Genomic DNA, 16,152 nt, shown 5'->3' on the forward strand with positions numbered 1-16,152 from the left:
TTTCTCTTTATGTTTATATATACTTTCATCATCTCATCAAAATATCAGAATTTTTCCAGCTGTGTTTTGTTTACCGTGTAGTAACGTCCTATTCCCCTTATAGGTGAATAATGACAATCCCGATTTACAATCCTGTAGAGAGTTGTACCTACGCAAATGATTTTTTTCTTCATGTTCTTGATACAGGTTTTAGTGCTGCCTACATTCTGTCGGCAACGGGTTAAACATGGTTGCAAAGCTACGGAAGTGTCGGTAAAATCTTGATACGCAAATCTATGCGGAACGGCGCAAAATAGGTCATGCCAAAAGAAAATGCAGTATAAACGGGTTGCTCTTTCAGGTAAAAGGAGATAAAAAAGCCCGAAGTCGTGGAATATGCACGTCTTCGGGGATTGGTTGTTGCAGATAATTACAGATTGACTGACGCACTGATTTACGGATTTAATGACTTCATGTCGTCACTACGTCAGATTAAACCGTTAATCATCAAATGGCTGGACATTAAAAGTTCATGCTAACATTCATACGGCATCCTGTTATTCACTGACACCAGCAGGACTTGTTCCTTTTTTCGCCGGCACAATCTTTCCAGCAGGACATTGCGAATCATTGCGGCACCTGACGTGTCAATGCGGAAAGCGAGTGCCACCACCATCGGCAGGGCATACATGTCCGCATAATAGCCGTTGGGCAGCCTGATACGTTTTTCTGCTTCAAGTGGATTCAAAACTCCACACTTGTACACGGCACGGATGGCGGCACGGAGCGTCGGGGCGATTACCCCGAACAGTTCCACCAGCTCCATTTCATTCATCCATATATTACCTGTATCGGATGGTATGGTAATTCTACCATAGCTGTCCGTTGTGATTATTTCCCGTTTCATATCCCTGCCATTTTCACGTTTCCGAATGATTTGCTCAGTTTGTCGCTCAGCATCGTGAGGTCATTATCCAATTTCTGCACGGTTATCTTCGCATAGATTTGCGTGGTCTCAATGTTCGTATGCCCCAAAATACGGCTGACGCTCTCGATTGGCATCCCTTTGCTGAGAGCCAGGGTCGCAAACCCGTGCCTTGAGCAATGAAAGCTGATTTTCTTGGTGATGCCGCATTCCTTTATCATCTTTCCCATACGCTTGCATATTGACCAATAGTTGAGATTGGGAAATACAAGATTGTTTTCCTGAAAAGCCTTGTAACGCTCGATTATCTGCAAGGGAATATCCAGCAGCTTTACCTGAAACGGTACACCCGTCTTGTGTCGTTTGGAAATAATCCATTTCTCACCGTTCACTTCCACAATCTGGTCGTTGCTTAATTCCTTTATGTCCACGAATGACAGGGCAGTAAAACTGGCAAAAACAAAAATATCACGGAGATAGGAGTTCTTGGGGTCTTTGAACTGAAATTCCATCAATGTTTTCAGCTCATTCTCCGTTAGATATTCACGTTCTTTCGTGTTCGGGCTTATATGAAACTGGGCAAACGGATTCCTCGGTATATGTCCGTTGAAGTGTGCCCGCATCACCACACCTTTCAGCCACATGCAGTTTTCCCATATCGAGCCGTTGTGCAGTCCGGCTTCGTTGGAAAGGAACACGGCGAACTCCTTGATGAAGTCGGGCGTAAGTTCAGGCATGGAGATGTCGTTCCGCTTGTAATGTGACCTGATGAATGCCGCCACATGGTTTCTTGCCCGTACCCTTGCCGTATAGGTAGCCCTGACCCTGTCTTTTCCGACACGCTTCTTGAACACTTCATTTTCCTTATCGAAAGCACCGAGCAATGTTTCATACTCACCGCCCAATCCCTGATAGGCATTGCGTACCATTTCTGCCGTTACATACGCTTCACGGTCGGATATACGCTGGTAATGCTTGATGATTTGAGCCTTGATGTTGTCAAGCACAAGATTGGTTTCCCTCGCTTCCATACTCTTGCCCTTTGCCTTGTTCCCTTTGGCATCCCAAAGCTCTTTCGGGATAGTCCGTTTGCAGCTGAACTGTGCTACCGTTCCGTTGATTGTAACTCGTCCCATGATGGGGACAATTCCGTTCTTTTCCTTACTGCCGTTCACGTAGAACAGCACCTTGAATGTGCTTCTTGCCATACTCGTTTCTTTTTGGTTGCAAAACTATAAATCAACGAGTTACCTATTGATAAGCAAAGCTGCGCAGAACGCCGCAAAATGAAACAGGGACTGTTAAATCTGCACTTTCATCGGGTAATGATTAGGAAACCGTTCTTTTGCTTTAATCTGCTTTAAGACGGTTTTCAACTGTCTGCCCAACTTCTGCGTTTTTCTTCTAACTCCCTAATTATCAAATCCTGTTGCGTTAATCTGCTGCAATTCGGCGGATATTCCAGAGATTTTTTGTAAGTTTGAGGAAACTCTTATATCAAGATATTATGGAAACATCCCTCTTCTGGCTGATACCGGCCGCATCGCTGCTGGCATTGGCACTTGCCGGATATTTCTACCGGCAGATGAAACAGGAAAGCGAAGGTACTCCTGCCATGGCACGCATCGCTTCGTACGTGCGGCAAGGAGCCATGTCGTACCTGAAACAGCAATATAAAATCGTCACAATTGTGTTTATCGCCTTGGCGGTGCTGTTTGCCATCATGGCCTACGGGTTCAACCTGCAAAACCACTGGGTTCCTGTGGCCTTCCTGACGGGAGGATTCTTTTCCGGCCTGTCGGGTTACCTGGGCATGAAAACGGCTACCTACGCTTCGGCACGCACGGCGCATGCGGCCCGGAACTCCCTGAACAAAGGCCTGAAAGTAGCCTTCCGCAGCGGAGCCGTCATGGGGCTGGTAGTGGTCGGACTGGGATTATTCGACATTTCTTTCTGGTACCTGTTGCTGGAACAATGCATCCCGGAAGATGCCCTGAATCCGACCGCCAAACTGTGCATCATTACCACCACCATGCTGACCTTTGGTATGGGAGCCTCCACACAGGCCCTCTTTGCCCGTGTAGGAGGAGGCATTTACACGAAGGCAGCCGACGTGGGAGCCGACCTGGTGGGGAAAGTGGAAGCGGGTATCCCGGAAGACGACCCGCGTAACCCGGCGACCATTGCCGACAACGTAGGTGACAATGTAGGCGATGTGGCCGGAATGGGAGCCGACCTCTATGAATCTTATTGCGGGTCCATTCTGGCCACAGCGGCCTTGGGAGCGGCGGCCTACATCGGAACCGGCGATACGGTCATGCAGTTCAAGGCAGTCATTGCCCCGATGTTGATTGCAGCAGTCGGTATCCTCTTGTCCATCATCGGTATTTTTGCCGTACGTACCAAAGAGGACGCTAGCATGAGGGAACTGCTCCGGGCCTTGTCAACGGGTACCAACCTCAGCGCGGGACTGATTGTCATCGCCACTTTCGTGATTCTTTGGCTGTTGCAACTGGAAAACTGGCTCTATATCTCCTGTGCCGTTGTCATCGGACTGGTGGTGGGAGTCATCATCGGACAATCGACGGAATTCTATACCTCTCAATCCTACAAGCCGACCCGGGAACTGGCGGAAAGCGGCAAGACCGGACCGGCCACGGTCATCATCTCGGGCATCGGACTCGGCATGGTATCTACCACGATTCCGGTCATTGCCGTCGTAGCTGGTATCATCCTGTCCTACTGGCTGGCCTCGGGATTTGACTTCACGAACATCAGTATGGGACTCTACGGCATCGGCATTGCGGCGGTGGGCATGTTGTCCACCTTAGGCATTACGTTGGCTACAGACGCGTATGGTCCGATAGCCGACAACGCCGGAGGCAATGCCGAGATGAGCGGCCTGGGAGAAGAAGTACGCAAACGGACTGATGCGCTGGATTCCTTGGGAAATACCACGGCAGCCACTGGAAAAGGATTTGCCATCGGCTCGGCTGCCCTGACCGGACTGGCACTGCTGGCTTCTTACATCGAAGAAATCCGTATCGGACTGGAACGCATCGGTACTACGATACTGGAACTTCCCAACGGACTGGAGGTCGTCATTCACGAAGCCGGATTCACGGATTTCATGATGTACTACGATGTCACACTGATGAATCCGAAAGTACTGTCCGGAATGTTTATCGGCAGCATGATGGCCTTTCTGTTCTGCGGACTGACCATGAATGCGGTGGGCAGAGCCGCAGCCCACATGGTAGAAGAAGTGCGCCGGCAGTTCCGTGAAATCAAAGGGATTCTGGAAGGCAAGGCGGAACCGGATTATGCCCGCTGCGTACAAATCTCCACACTGGGTGCCCAGAAAGAAATGGTATTTCCTTCTCTGCTGGCCATCATCGCTCCCATTGTGACGGGACTGCTGTTCGGGGTACCGGGCGTCATCGGACTGCTGATAGGGGGATTGTCATCGGGCTTTATCCTGGCCATCTTCATGGCTAACTCCGGCGGTGCCTGGGACAATGCAAAGAAATACGTGGAAGAAGGCAACTTTGGCGGGAAAGGCAGCGAAGTACACCGGGCCACCGTGGTAGGCGATACGGTGGGCGACCCGTTCAAGGACACTTCCGGTCCGAGCCTGAACATCCTCATCAAACTGATGAGCATGGTGGCCATCGTCATGGCCGGACTGACCGTCTCCTGGAGCTTGTTCTAAGCAGACTACCCAGCAACAATATAGAAATGCGACCTCCAATCGAGGAATGGAAACTGAATGATAACCATACAAAAAATCTCCTGCTCAGCCTCAGTTCATTCGAACCTTCCGGCTGAAAGCAGGAGATTTTTTACTTTATCTTTACAGACAGTTCTTTCCCCTAAAGTTCATCTTTCCCCAGCACACGGCAATGATGCGCTTCGAGCACCTTCAGACAGTGTGCCATATCATTGGGTTTGATAACTACATGGGCCTGGTCGGCCTGGGCAAACGCATACATGTATTCAATGAAAATCTGCTCTTCGGCCAGATATTCCAATACCACAGCCAGCGAGCCGGGCACATTGTCACACGACAGACAGACCACATCGGTCGACATCACGGCAAAATCTTTTGCCCGGAGCACCTCGACTGCTTTCTCCACATCGGAAACAATCAGGCGTAAAATACCGAAATCGGCAGTCTCGGCCATACTGAAGGCATGCATATTGATACCATTTGCTCCCAACGCATGCACCACGTCATTGATTCTTCCGGTCTTATTTTCCAGAAAAACGGATAATTGTTTGATTATCATAGATTCACTTCCTTTAATTACACCAATACTCGGTTATCAATCACACGTTTGGACTTGCCCTGGCTACGGGCTATGCTGTTCGGTTCCACCAGTTTGACTTCCGCACTGATGGAGAGCACACTCTTCAAGCGGTCGGACAGGGTCTTCTTCAGCCTCAGCATGGAACCGATGTCGTCGCTGAAAAAGTCGCGGCGCACTTCCACCTGTACTTCCAGCGTATCGAGGTTGTTCTTGCGGTCGACCACCAGCAGATACTGCGGTTCAAATTCCTTCATGCCCAAAATCACACTTTCCACCTGTGACGGGAAGACATTGATACCCCGGATAATCAGCATATCGTCGCTTCGACCCATAATCGGCGTCATACGCACGCTGGTACGTCCGCAAGGACACGGGTCAGCAATCAGGGAAGTCAGGTCTTTGGTGCGATAGCGGAGCAGCGGCATGCCCTCCTTGGTCAATGTGGTAAACACCAGCTCTCCCTGCGTGCCATACGGCAGGTTCTGACACGTCACAGGGTCGATGATTTCCGGATAGAAATGGTCCTCATTGATATGGGAACCATACTGCTCCTGGCATTCGTAAGACACGCCCGGCCCCATAATCTCGCTCAATCCATAAATGTTGTAGCCCTTCAACCCCAAACGGCTCTGGATTTCCTGACGCATGTTTTCCGTCCAAGGTTCTGCTCCGAAAGCACCGATACGCAATCCCAGTTCTTCCTTGCGGATACCCATCCGTTCCACCACCTCTGCCAGATACAAGGCATACGAAGGCGTACAGGCAATGCCCGTGATATGCAAATCCCGAATCAGGCGTACATGTTTTTCCGTATTTCCGGTAGAAGCCGGAATCACGGTTGCCCCCAGATTTTCCACGCCATAGTGTGCTCCCAGTCCGCCGGTAAACAGACCATATCCGTAACTCACGGAAAAAGTATCTTCCCGAGTCACCCCGTATGCCGAAAGACAACGTGACATCACCTCCGACCAGATAGACAAGTCACGGCGGGTGTATCCCACGATGGTCGGGTTACCAGTTGTTCCGGAAGAAGCATGCACACGCACCACTTCCGAAAGAGGAGCCGCCATCAGCCCGTACGGATAATTGTCCCGCAAATCCTGTTTGGTGGTAAAAGGCAGTTTCGTGATGTCCTCAATTTCCCGGATGTCATCAGGAGTGAGGTCCATCTCCTGCATCTTGTGCCGATAGAAAGGCACATTATGGTACACATACTGCACCAGTTTGCACAAACGTTTCCCCTGCAGCTCACGCATCTGTTCACGCGGCATACATTCTTTGTTCGGATTCCAAATCATAGTGTGTTTTTCTTTATTTTGTAGTAGTTTGGTTATTTGCTCGGCACAGGATGGTCCTCCTGAAAAGCCTTCATCCGTTCTTCCAGCACCGGATAGAGTTCCTCCCGCATCCGGGAGGTACAGGCTCTCACCCCCTGCTGTTCACTGCCCGTCGTCGACAGGGAGATACTGCTCACCCCGTACATCATCAGTTCACGGAGCAACTCACCACCCGTCAGTCCAGGATAGCCCAAGGTAAAGAAAAAGCCATCGCCCACCTGCTGGGTTACATCCTTGTCATATACCACCGAAAAGCCATGAGCGGTGAAAATCTGCTTCATCCGGCGGGCGCGCCGTTCATACTCACGAACGTCTTCCACAAAATTGATTTCACCGGTAATAGATTTTTCTAGCATCTCTGCCATGGCATACTGGGTAGTGGCCGTACAGCCGGAAGTAATCATATACATAATGGAAGCGATGAAGGTCGGCCCGAACACGCCTGAATCCTCATAACGGGAAGCCAAGGCCGGATACTGTGTATCAAACAGCTTATCAGACACACAAGCCAAGGCAATGCGCTGTCCGGCATAGCTGAAAATCTTGGAAGCAGACAACATGAGAATATAATTGTCGGTATAGCGAGCCACCGTAGGCACGAAAGGAGGCTGATAAGGACGACCGAACGCATGGCGGAAATCCATACAGAAATACGCCTGGTCTTCCATGACCACTGCATCATACCGCGTAGCCAGTTCACCGATAATTTTCAGTTCACTTTCTTCCAGGCAAATCCAAGCCGGATTGTTGGGATTGGAATAGACAATGGCCGCAATATCGCCTTTGGAAAGAAAACTTTCCAGTTTGGCACGCAACGGTTCTCCCCGGAAATCATGGATATCGAACGACTCCCACGCAATGCCCAAGATACGCAACTGGGACTTCTGTATCGGGAAACCCGGGTCGATAAACAGCACCTTGTCTTTTCCGGGAATTCGCTGGGTACAGGCGATAAAAGCCCCAAAAGAAGCCGCAACGGAACCCGTGGTAGGCAAACAGGCACGTGGAGAAATATCCACATCAATAAATGCCTTTACAAAACGGGAAGCAGCCTGCTTCAGCTCGGCCACTCCGGCAGCTGCCGGATACTGGGAACCGACTCCCCTGTCAAGCGCCTTTTTCTCGGCCTCAATCCCCACTTTATTTGCCGGGAGACCGGGAGACCCCTGATCCATCCGGATAAAGGGAATACCCGTAAGTTCTTCCAGACGGGAAGCCACCAGCAACACATCTCCGATGGTCGCATTGGACAAATCGGCCACCTTCATTTCCTTGGCCACAGAGTTGACCAGGTCTTCACTAAACACGCAGCTCATAAGCCTTTAGAATTTCAATTGTTTCACATATTCATGACCGATATCGAACGCCCGGTAATTCATCTGCACCACCTCTTCTCCTTTCGGCGCAAAGATACGTCCTACACTTTCACGCAGCACGTCCGCATTCAGGATTTTCAAGAAAGGAGCAGCCGCGCCCAACAAGATGACATTGGCCGACCTGGGTATCTGGTTCTCCTTCGCCAGATTTTCCACATCCAACACCACCACATGAGGCTGCGCATGGAGTTCCACCCTCAATTTTTCATCTTCCGGATAATTGGAAATGTTCTTGAACGGAGTGGCCGAAGTGATAATCCATCCGTCTTTCGACAAATACGGAAGATAACGCAGTGCCTCCATCGGTTCCAGTGAAATAATCATATCCGCTGTGCCCAAGGGTATCAAATCGGAAGCAATCGGCGCCTCCGACAAGCGCAGATTCGACTGTACATCGCCTCCCCGCTGACTCATTCCGTGTACTTCGGCCTGTTTCAAGTTCAGCCCCAGATGCAGGGCCGCCTCACCGATAATCGTGGCAATGGACAGAATTCCCTGTCCGCCCACTCCAGAAAGTATAATATCTGTTTTCATTGTTTCTTTGCTTTTTGCTGTTTCAGTTTCCGGTTCAACGTCTGCATACATTCCCTGCGCGGAATAATGACAGACACACCCTTGTATTCTATCTCTTCCCGAATGACCCGGGTGATTTCTTCCATGTTCTTAGGAAGCGGTACCACCACCCGAACATGCTCCGGCTCCACTCCCAATCCCAGACAGATGGCCTCGAACTTATTGGTACCGGCTGAATCCTGTCCTCCGGTCATGGCTGTAGTCAGGTTGTCGGAAATAACGACCGTGATGTTCGATTGATCGTTCACCGCATCCAGCAGCCCCGTCATTCCGGAATGGGTGAAAGTGGAATCCCCTATCACGGCAATGGAAGGAAACAGTCCTGCATCGGCCGCTCCTTTGGCCATCGTGATGGAAGCTCCCATATCGACACAGCTGCTCAATGTACGGAAAGGAGGAAGTGCCCCCAGCGTATAGCAACCGATATCTCCGAAAATCTTTGCATCCGGATATTCTGCAGCCACCTTATTCAAGGCATCATACACATCGCGGTGTCCGCATCCCTTGCACAAGGCCGGCGGACGGGGTACCACATTCTGTGCAGCCGCATAAACCTGTCCACCCGGTAACCCCAAGGCCCGACGCACATTGTCGGGAGTCAGTTCCCCCGTACGGGGCAAATCACCACTCAAACGGCCCTTTACGACATATTTAGAAGGAAGAATGCCTTTCAGCTGTTCTTCCACGAAAGGCTGTCCGTCTTCTACCACCAGAATCTCCTTGCAAGAGTCTGCCAGACGAGTCAAGGCTTCTACCGGCAAAGGATATTGTGAAATCTTCAGTATGGGATAAGGGCATCCTTCCGGAAAGTTTTCCATCACATAGTTGTAACCGATGCCACAAGCCACAATGCCTTTCTCAGCCATCCCTTCCTGCATGCTCAGCTGGTTATAGGCAGAACGTTCAGACTCAGCCTCCAGTTTCGGCTGGTTCTCGATGACTTCCATATAACGACGACGGGCATTTCCCGGCAACAGCACCCAGTCGGAAGGAACAGACTGACGTCCCGTACAAGTGACTTCCTTTCCGGACGCAGCGACTTCTACTGCCGCACGGGAATGGGCCATTCGGGTGGTAATACGCATCAATACCGGTGTACGCATCTGCTCCGAGAGGTCGTATGCATACGCCATCATATCGTAGGCCTCCTGCTGGGAAGAAGGTTCCAGTATCGGAATTAAAGCAAACTTGCCATAAAAGCGAGAATCCTGCTCATTCTGAGAAGAATGCATGGTAGGATCGTCGGCAGCCAACACCACTACCCCTCCATTGACACCCGTAATGGCTGAATTGACAAAAGCATCGGCACATACGTTCATTCCTACATGCTTCATGCAAACCAGTGCCCGCTTGCCCACATACGATACTCCCAAAGCTGCTTCCATGGCTGTTTTCTCATTGGTACACCAGCTGCTGTGCAACCCACGCGCTTTCGCTATCGGAGATTCCTGTATATATTCTGTGATTTCGGTCGAAGGAGTTCCCGGATAGGCATAAACCCCGGAAATTCCTGCGTGAATGGCGCCCAGCGCTATCGCCTGGTCGCCCAATAACAAAAGTTTATGATTGTCTTTCATAAAATAAGAAGTTAATTCAATGTAAAAGCGTCTGCATCCTCCAGCACCGGGAACTTTTTTCGGAAGGCTTCCAGCTCATTCATATCGATGAAGGCTTCCACCTGCCCCTCCTTGCCATCTTCACAAGCAGAAAGTGTCTTTCCATACGGGTCGATAGCCGCCGTACCCCCACAATAATCGCAGTACAGGTCTTTTCCTACCCGGTTCACACCCAGTACATAACACTGGTTTTCAATGGCTCGTGCCCGCAACAAAGCTTTCCAGGCCTCCACTCTGGGAGAAGGCCAGCTGGCTACATACAACGCCACATCGTAATCGCCCCGATTCCGGGACCAAACCGGGAAGCGCAAGTCATAGCATACTTCGAGCAGAAACCGTACACCACGGAAATTCACCACGACACGTTCCGTACCTGCCGTATAATGTTTGTCTTCTCCACCATAAGTGAACAAATGCTTTTTGTCGTACCATTGTACTTTCCCGTCGGGATGCACAAAGAAGAAACGGTTATAGAATTTTCCATTTTCCGCTATGGAGATACTGCCGGCAAGGGCACAATCATGCGTACAGGCCGTCTGTTTCATCCACTGCAAGGTAGGGCTGTCCGCCGGTTCTGCAATCCCTTCCGGCAAAGTGCAAAAACCTGTAGAAAACATTTCCGGAAGCACAAACAAATCGACTTTATCGTAATGATCAATGACCTTTCCCAAACGAGCCACATTGGCTACAGGATCGGCCCAACAAATATCTGTCTGCAATAAGATTATTTTCATGCTTTTCATTCATTAGAAACGCCCAAAGGTAACAATTTAATCACAGAAAGCAAATTTTGACTTCAAAATACTTCCATTCAAAGGAGAAATGTACATTTTTGAAATTCCAATTTCTATCCAATCGTTTATTACAAAAATCTGAATGACACTGATATTCTCAGGCTTTTTATTCTAAAAGAACCTTATAAATAGAGGTAATTTGCAAAATGTTTTTTATTTTTGTGGCCAAAATGAGTTAATATACTAACAAATGAACGTATTAGAATTAAGCGAACAGGAAATTATCAGACGTAACAGTCTGAATGAGTTGAGAGCAATGGGGATTGATCCATACCCTGCTGCCGAGTATGTAACCAACGCTTTTTCGACTGACATTAAAGCCGAATTTAAAGACGATGCGGAACCCCGCAAAGTATCTGTAGCCGGTCGTATCATGTCTCGCCGCGTAATGGGTAAGGCATCCTTCATTGAATTGCAAGACTCTAAAGGTCGTATTCAAGTATATATAACCCGCGACGACATCTGTCCGGATGAAAACAAAGATTTATACAATGTCGTTTTCAAACGTTTGCTGGACTTAGGTGACTTTATCGGAATTGAAGGCTTCGTATTCCGCACACAAACAGGCGAAGTTTCCATTCATGCACAGAAACTGACAGTGTTGTCCAAATCAATCCGTCCGCTTCCGATTGTAAAATACAAAGACGGAGTGGCATACGACAAATTCGAAGACCCTGAACTCCGCTACCGCCAGCGCTATGTAGACTTGGTAGTCAACGATGGAGTAAAAGAAATTTTCTTGAAGCGCAGCAAAATCTACAATTCCATGAGAGAGTATTTCAATTCCAAAGGCTATGTGGAAGTGGAAACTCCGATTCTTCAGTCTATCCCGGGAGGTGCTGCTGCACGCCCGTTCATCACTCACCACAACGCGCTGGACATTCCTTTGTACATGCGTATTGCCAGTGAGCTGTACCTGAAACGACTGATTGTGGGTGGTTTTGAAGGAGTGTACGAAATTGGTAAGAACTTCCGTAATGAAGGTATGGACCGTACGCACAACCCGGAATTCACTTGTATGGAAATCTATGTCGCTTATAAAGACTACAACTGGATGATGAAGTTTACGGAAAACATGCTTGAGAAAATCTGCATGGACGTAAACGGTACCACAGAAGTCAAGATTGGTGACAATGTTATCAGTTTCAAGGCTCCGTTCAAGCGTGTCACCATGCTGGATTCCATCAAAGAATTCACCGGATACGACCTGACAGGCATGAGCGAGGAACAGATTCGGGAAGTATGCCAGAAGCTGAACATGGAAATCGATGAGACCATGGGTAAAGGCAAACTGATTGACGAAATCTTCGGGGAATTCTGCGAAGGCAACTACATCCAGCCAACCTTCATCACCGACTATCCGATTGAAATGTCTCCGCTGACCAAAAAGCACCGCAACAATCCGGACCTGACCGAACGCTTCGAGCTGATGGTAAATGGAAAGGAACTTTGCAACGCCTATTCCGAGCTGAATGACCCGATTGACCAGCTGGAACGTTTCGAAGAACAGATGCGTCTGAGCGAAAAGGGAGACGATGAAGCCATGATTATCGACAAGGACTTCGTACGTGCGTTGGAATACGGTATGCCTCCTACTTCGGGTATGGGTATCGGTATGGACCGTCTGGTCATGCTGATGACAGGACAGAACACCATCCAGGAAGTATTGTTCTTCCCACAAATGCGCCCGGAAAAAGTCATCCCGAAAGATGCGCCGGCCAAGTTCACGGAATTGGGTGTAGCAGAAGACTGGGTACCTGTTCTCCAGAAAGCCGGATATAACCTGGTAAGCGACATGAAAGATGTCAATCCCCAGAAACTCCATCAGGATATCTGCGGCATCAATAAAAAATATAAACTGGAGCTGAAGAACCCGACTGTAGACGAAGTGGCGGGCTGGATTGAAAAGATTAAATAAATGAATAAAAGGATATGAAGGGCAAAGAAATTTCCTTGCCCTTCATATCTGTTTTTCATTAAATATAAAAGTATGAAATTACCCGGAAAAATAGCAATCATGGGGGGAGGAAGCTGGGCTACAGCTATTGCCAAGATTATATTGACCCAGGCGGAATCGATAAACTGGTACATGCGCCGTGACGACCGAATTGAAGAATTCAAGCGACTGGGGCATAATCCGGCTTATTTGACAAGTGTGCGTTTCGACATGAAATGCATCAATTTTTCATCAGACATCAACAAAGTGGTGAGAGAATCGGACACGCTGATTTTCGTAACGCCCTCACCTTATCTGAAAAGTCACCTCAAGAAGCTAAAAACCAAACTGAAGGATAAATTCATCGTTACCGCCATCAAAGGTATTGTTCCAGACGAAAACCTGATTGTATCCGATTATTTCCATCAGATATACGATGTCCCCGAAAATAACATCGCGGTATTGGCGGGTCCGTGTCATGCGGAAGAAGTAGCCTTGGAAAGACTTTCTTACCTCACAGTAGGCTGCAAGGATATCGAGAAAGCCAAAATGTTTGCCAAACAACTGGCGGGACACTACATCAAGACTTCTGTCAATACAGACGTGGCCGGCATTGAATATGCTTCCGTCTTGAAAAACGTATATGCCATTGCAGCTGGAATCTGCAGCGGTCTGAAATATGGAGACAATTTTCAGGCTGTACTGGTTTCCAATGCCTTGCAGGAAATGAACCGCTTTCTGGATACCGTACATCCGGTCAACCGCTGCACAAACGATTCGGCCTACTTGGGCGACCTGCTCGTGACGTCTTATTCCAATTTCAGCCGCAACCGTGTATTCGGAACCATGATTGGAAAAGGATACTCCGTGAAAAGCGCACAGATTGAAATGGAAATGATTGCAGAAGGTTATTATGGTACCAAATGCATCAAGGAACTGAACAAACATCTGCACGTAAACATGCCGATTGTGGATGCCGTCTACAATATTCTTTACGAGCGGATATCTCCAATGATTGAAATTAAATTATTAACTGATTCATTTAGATAAACTCAAAAACAGTTATGGAAAATATTAAACTAAACGTGGAAAAAACTTTGGACTTCATCTCCAAAGAGAAATTGGCTTCTTATGAACCGAAAGTAAAAGCTTGTATGGAAACGCTGGAAAAAGGTACAGGCTTGGGAAATGACTTTTTGGGCTGGTTGCATTTGCCATCTTCCATTACAACTGCACATTTGAACGACCTGAAGGCCACCGCACAGATTCTCCGTGAAAACTGTGAGGTAGTGGTTGTAGCAGGTATCGGAGGTAGCTACCTGGGTGCACGTGCCGTCATCGAAGCCATGTCAAACAGCTTTGCCTGGCTGCAAGAAAAGAAAGCCGGACAACCGACCATTATTTTTGCCGGACATAACATCAGCGAAGATTATCTGTTTGAATTGACTGAATTCTTGAAAGATAAAAAATTCGGTGTCATCAACATATCTAAATCTGGAACCACTACGGAAACGGCACTTGCTTTCCGCCTGCTGAAAAAACAATGCGAAGACCAGAGAGGCAAAGAAATGGCCCGCAAAGTCATCGTAGCCGTAACCGATGCAAAAAAAGGTGCAGCCCGTGTCACAGCTGACAAGGAAGGATACAAATCATTCATTATCCCGGACAATGTCGGTGGACGTTTTTCAGTACTGACTCCGGTAGGTCTGCTTCCCATCGCAGTAGCAGGTATCGACATCGACCAGCTGGTAGCCGGTGCATGTGAAATGGAAAAAGTATGCGCCAACGAAAATATGTACGAAAACCCGGCTGCTTTGTATGCCGCCACTCGTAACGAATTGTACCAGAGCGGAAAGAAAATTGAAATCCTGGTCAACTTCCAGCCCAAACTGCACTACTTCATGGAATGGTGGAAACAGCTCTACGGCGAATCAGAAGGAAAAGACCACAAAGGCATCTATCCTAGCTCTGTAGACTTCTCTACCGACCTGCACTCTATGGGACAATGGATTCAGCAGGGTGAACGTACCATCTTCGAAACAGTAGTTTCTATTGAAACTCCGAACCACGAACTTCACTTCCCGAGCGACGAAGAAAACTTGGATGGCTTGAACTTCCTGGCCGGAAAACGTATCGATGAAGTCAACAAGATGGCCGAACTGGGTACACAGCTTGCCCACGTAGACGGAGGCGTTCCTAACCTGCGTGTCAGCGTTCCTTCATTGAACGAATATTACCTGGGACAGCTTATCTACTTCTTCGAAAAAGCTTGTGGAATCAGCGGCTATCTGCTGGAAGTCAATCCGTTCAACCAGCCGGGTGTAGAAGCATACAAGAAAAATATGTTTGCACTTCTGAACAAACCGGGCTACGAAAAAGAATCTGAAGCTATCCAGGCCCGTCTGAAGAAATAAAAAACGAGACAACGCTCCGTTTTTTAGTTTACAGGCACGAATTACATGAAAAGCACCCTTCCGACGTGACAAACAGCGGAAAGGAATTCATGTAATGCGTGCCTGAATATTATAAAAAAGTATCATCATGTTTCAACAAAATATCCATCAATATCTCACAACCCATCATTTTACCCAAATCAATCTGAAAGCCGTATTGTTCGACATGGACGGAGTACTGTTCGATTCCATGAAAAACCATGCTACGGCCTGGCATGAAGCAATGAAACAATATGGCATGAACCTAAGCAGAGAAGAGGCTTACCTCCATGAAGGCCGCACTGGTGCCTCCACCATCAACATTGTCAGCCAACGGGAAAGAGGCTACGAGGCTTCTGAAGAAGAAATCAAGAAAATCTATCAAACCAAGAGCGATTTGTTCAACAGCCTTCCTAAAGCGGCTCCCATGCCTGGAGCCCTCGAAGTATTGAAGAAGATAAAGACTGCCGGCCTCATCCCTATGGTAGTCACCGGTTCCGGACAACATTCCTTGTTGGACAAACTGAACCACTACTTCCCAGACATCTTTCACCGCGAACTGATGGTCACGGCTTTCGACGTAAAATTTGGGAAACCCAATCCGGAACCCTACCTGATGGCCTTACAGAAAGCGGGAATCAAAGCTGATGAAGCGATTGTCATCGAAAATGCCCCACTCGGAGTACGGGCCGGAGTAGCTGCCGGAATCTTTACAGTCGCCCTGAATACCGGACCGCTTCCGGATGAAGTACTCTTGCAAGAAGGAGCTAACCTGCTTTTCCCTTCCATGCAAGCTTTCAGTGAAAACTGGGAATCATTCTACCAGTGTCTGCAAACCACTTCCCTATAACAAAAAATCCACCCAAAGAGATAC

The 16,152-nt window shown here is 48.4% G+C and carries 13 protein-coding genes; 5 read left to right on the forward strand and 8 right to left on the reverse strand.

Annotated elements, in window-relative coordinates; translation table 11 throughout:
- Positions 1 to 514: 514 nt before the first annotated feature.
- Both BQ7480_RS13265 and BQ7480_RS13270 read right to left on the reverse strand, forming a co-directional pair.
- Positions 515 to 886: a hypothetical protein gene (locus tag BQ7480_RS13265; protein ID WP_022383915.1), complete on the reverse strand. Its 372-nt coding sequence runs from the start codon at positions 884 to 886 to the stop codon at positions 515 to 517.
- Entirely contained in the window at positions 883 to 2,112 is a 1,230-nt protein-coding gene (locus tag BQ7480_RS13270; RefSeq protein WP_072543241.1) for a site-specific integrase, read from the reverse strand. The genes BQ7480_RS13265 and BQ7480_RS13270 overlap by 4 nt, the downstream gene beginning before the upstream one ends.
- Positions 2,113 to 2,411: 299 nt before the next feature.
- Between BQ7480_RS13270 and BQ7480_RS13275 the strand changes: the two genes are divergently transcribed.
- Positions 2,412 to 4,616 carry a sodium-translocating pyrophosphatase gene (locus tag BQ7480_RS13275; RefSeq protein WP_072543242.1) on the forward strand — a complete coding sequence of 735 codons (2,205 nt, stop codon included), beginning with the start codon at positions 2,412 to 2,414 and terminating at the stop codon, positions 4,614 to 4,616.
- 160 nt (positions 4,617 to 4,776) lie between these two features.
- On the opposite strand, the gene BQ7480_RS13280 is transcribed toward BQ7480_RS13275, so the two are convergent.
- From BQ7480_RS13280 to BQ7480_RS13305, 6 genes are read right to left on the reverse strand one after another with little or no spacing between them, the layout of a single operon-like run.
- Positions 4,777 to 5,193 (reverse strand): hypothetical protein, encoded by a 417-nt coding sequence (locus tag BQ7480_RS13280; RefSeq protein ID WP_022353609.1) that lies wholly within the window; start codon positions 5,191 to 5,193, stop codon positions 4,777 to 4,779.
- Positions 5,194 to 5,210: 17 nt separating this feature from the next.
- Entirely contained in the window at positions 5,211 to 6,512 is a 1,302-nt protein-coding gene (locus tag BQ7480_RS13285; RefSeq protein ID WP_072543243.1) for a phenylacetate--CoA ligase family protein, read from the reverse strand.
- A gap of 32 nt (positions 6,513 to 6,544) precedes the next feature.
- The gene (locus BQ7480_RS13290) at positions 6,545 to 7,867 is read right to left on the reverse strand and encodes an aminotransferase class I/II-fold pyridoxal phosphate-dependent enzyme (protein WP_072543244.1); all 1,323 of its coding nucleotides are present in this window, start codon (positions 7,865 to 7,867) and stop codon (positions 6,545 to 6,547) included.
- Between the two features lie 6 nt (positions 7,868 to 7,873).
- Entirely contained in the window at positions 7,874 to 8,461 is a 588-nt protein-coding gene (locus BQ7480_RS13295) for an indolepyruvate oxidoreductase subunit beta (RefSeq protein WP_072544037.1), read from the reverse strand.
- Positions 8,458 to 10,077, reverse strand: coding sequence for a thiamine pyrophosphate-dependent enzyme (locus BQ7480_RS13300; RefSeq protein WP_072543245.1), 1,620 nt, complete (start codon positions 10,075 to 10,077; stop codon positions 8,458 to 8,460). The genes BQ7480_RS13295 and BQ7480_RS13300 overlap by 4 nt, the downstream gene beginning before the upstream one ends.
- A gap of 11 nt (positions 10,078 to 10,088) precedes the next feature.
- Positions 10,089 to 10,850, reverse strand: coding sequence for an amidohydrolase (locus BQ7480_RS13305; protein ID WP_072544036.1), 762 nt, complete (start codon positions 10,848 to 10,850; stop codon positions 10,089 to 10,091).
- A gap of 250 nt (positions 10,851 to 11,100) precedes the next feature.
- Between BQ7480_RS13305 and lysS the strand changes: the two genes are divergently transcribed.
- From lysS to BQ7480_RS13325, 4 genes are all read left to right on the forward strand, one after another.
- A complete protein-coding gene (gene lysS / locus BQ7480_RS13310) occupies positions 11,101 to 12,828 on the forward strand; it encodes a lysine--tRNA ligase (RefSeq protein ID WP_072543246.1) in 1,728 nt (575 codons plus the stop codon).
- 72 nt (positions 12,829 to 12,900) lie between these two features.
- Positions 12,901 to 13,896 carry an NAD(P)H-dependent glycerol-3-phosphate dehydrogenase gene (locus tag BQ7480_RS13315; RefSeq protein WP_072543247.1) on the forward strand — a complete coding sequence of 332 codons (996 nt, stop codon included), beginning with the start codon at positions 12,901 to 12,903 and terminating at the stop codon, positions 13,894 to 13,896.
- Between the two features lie 14 nt (positions 13,897 to 13,910).
- Positions 13,911 to 15,260 (forward strand): glucose-6-phosphate isomerase, encoded by a 1,350-nt coding sequence (locus BQ7480_RS13320; protein WP_072543248.1) that lies wholly within the window; start codon positions 13,911 to 13,913, stop codon positions 15,258 to 15,260.
- Positions 15,261 to 15,387: 127 nt separating this feature from the next.
- Complete coding sequence (locus BQ7480_RS13325; protein ID WP_072543249.1) at positions 15,388 to 16,128, forward strand: inorganic diphosphatase; 741 nt, start codon at positions 15,388 to 15,390, stop codon at positions 16,126 to 16,128.
- Positions 16,129 to 16,152: the final 24 nt, after the last annotated feature.

The sequence above is a fragment of the Bacteroides mediterraneensis genome, from assembly GCF_900128455.1.
Classification (GTDB): domain Bacteria; phylum Bacteroidota; class Bacteroidia; order Bacteroidales; family Bacteroidaceae; genus Phocaeicola; species Phocaeicola mediterraneensis.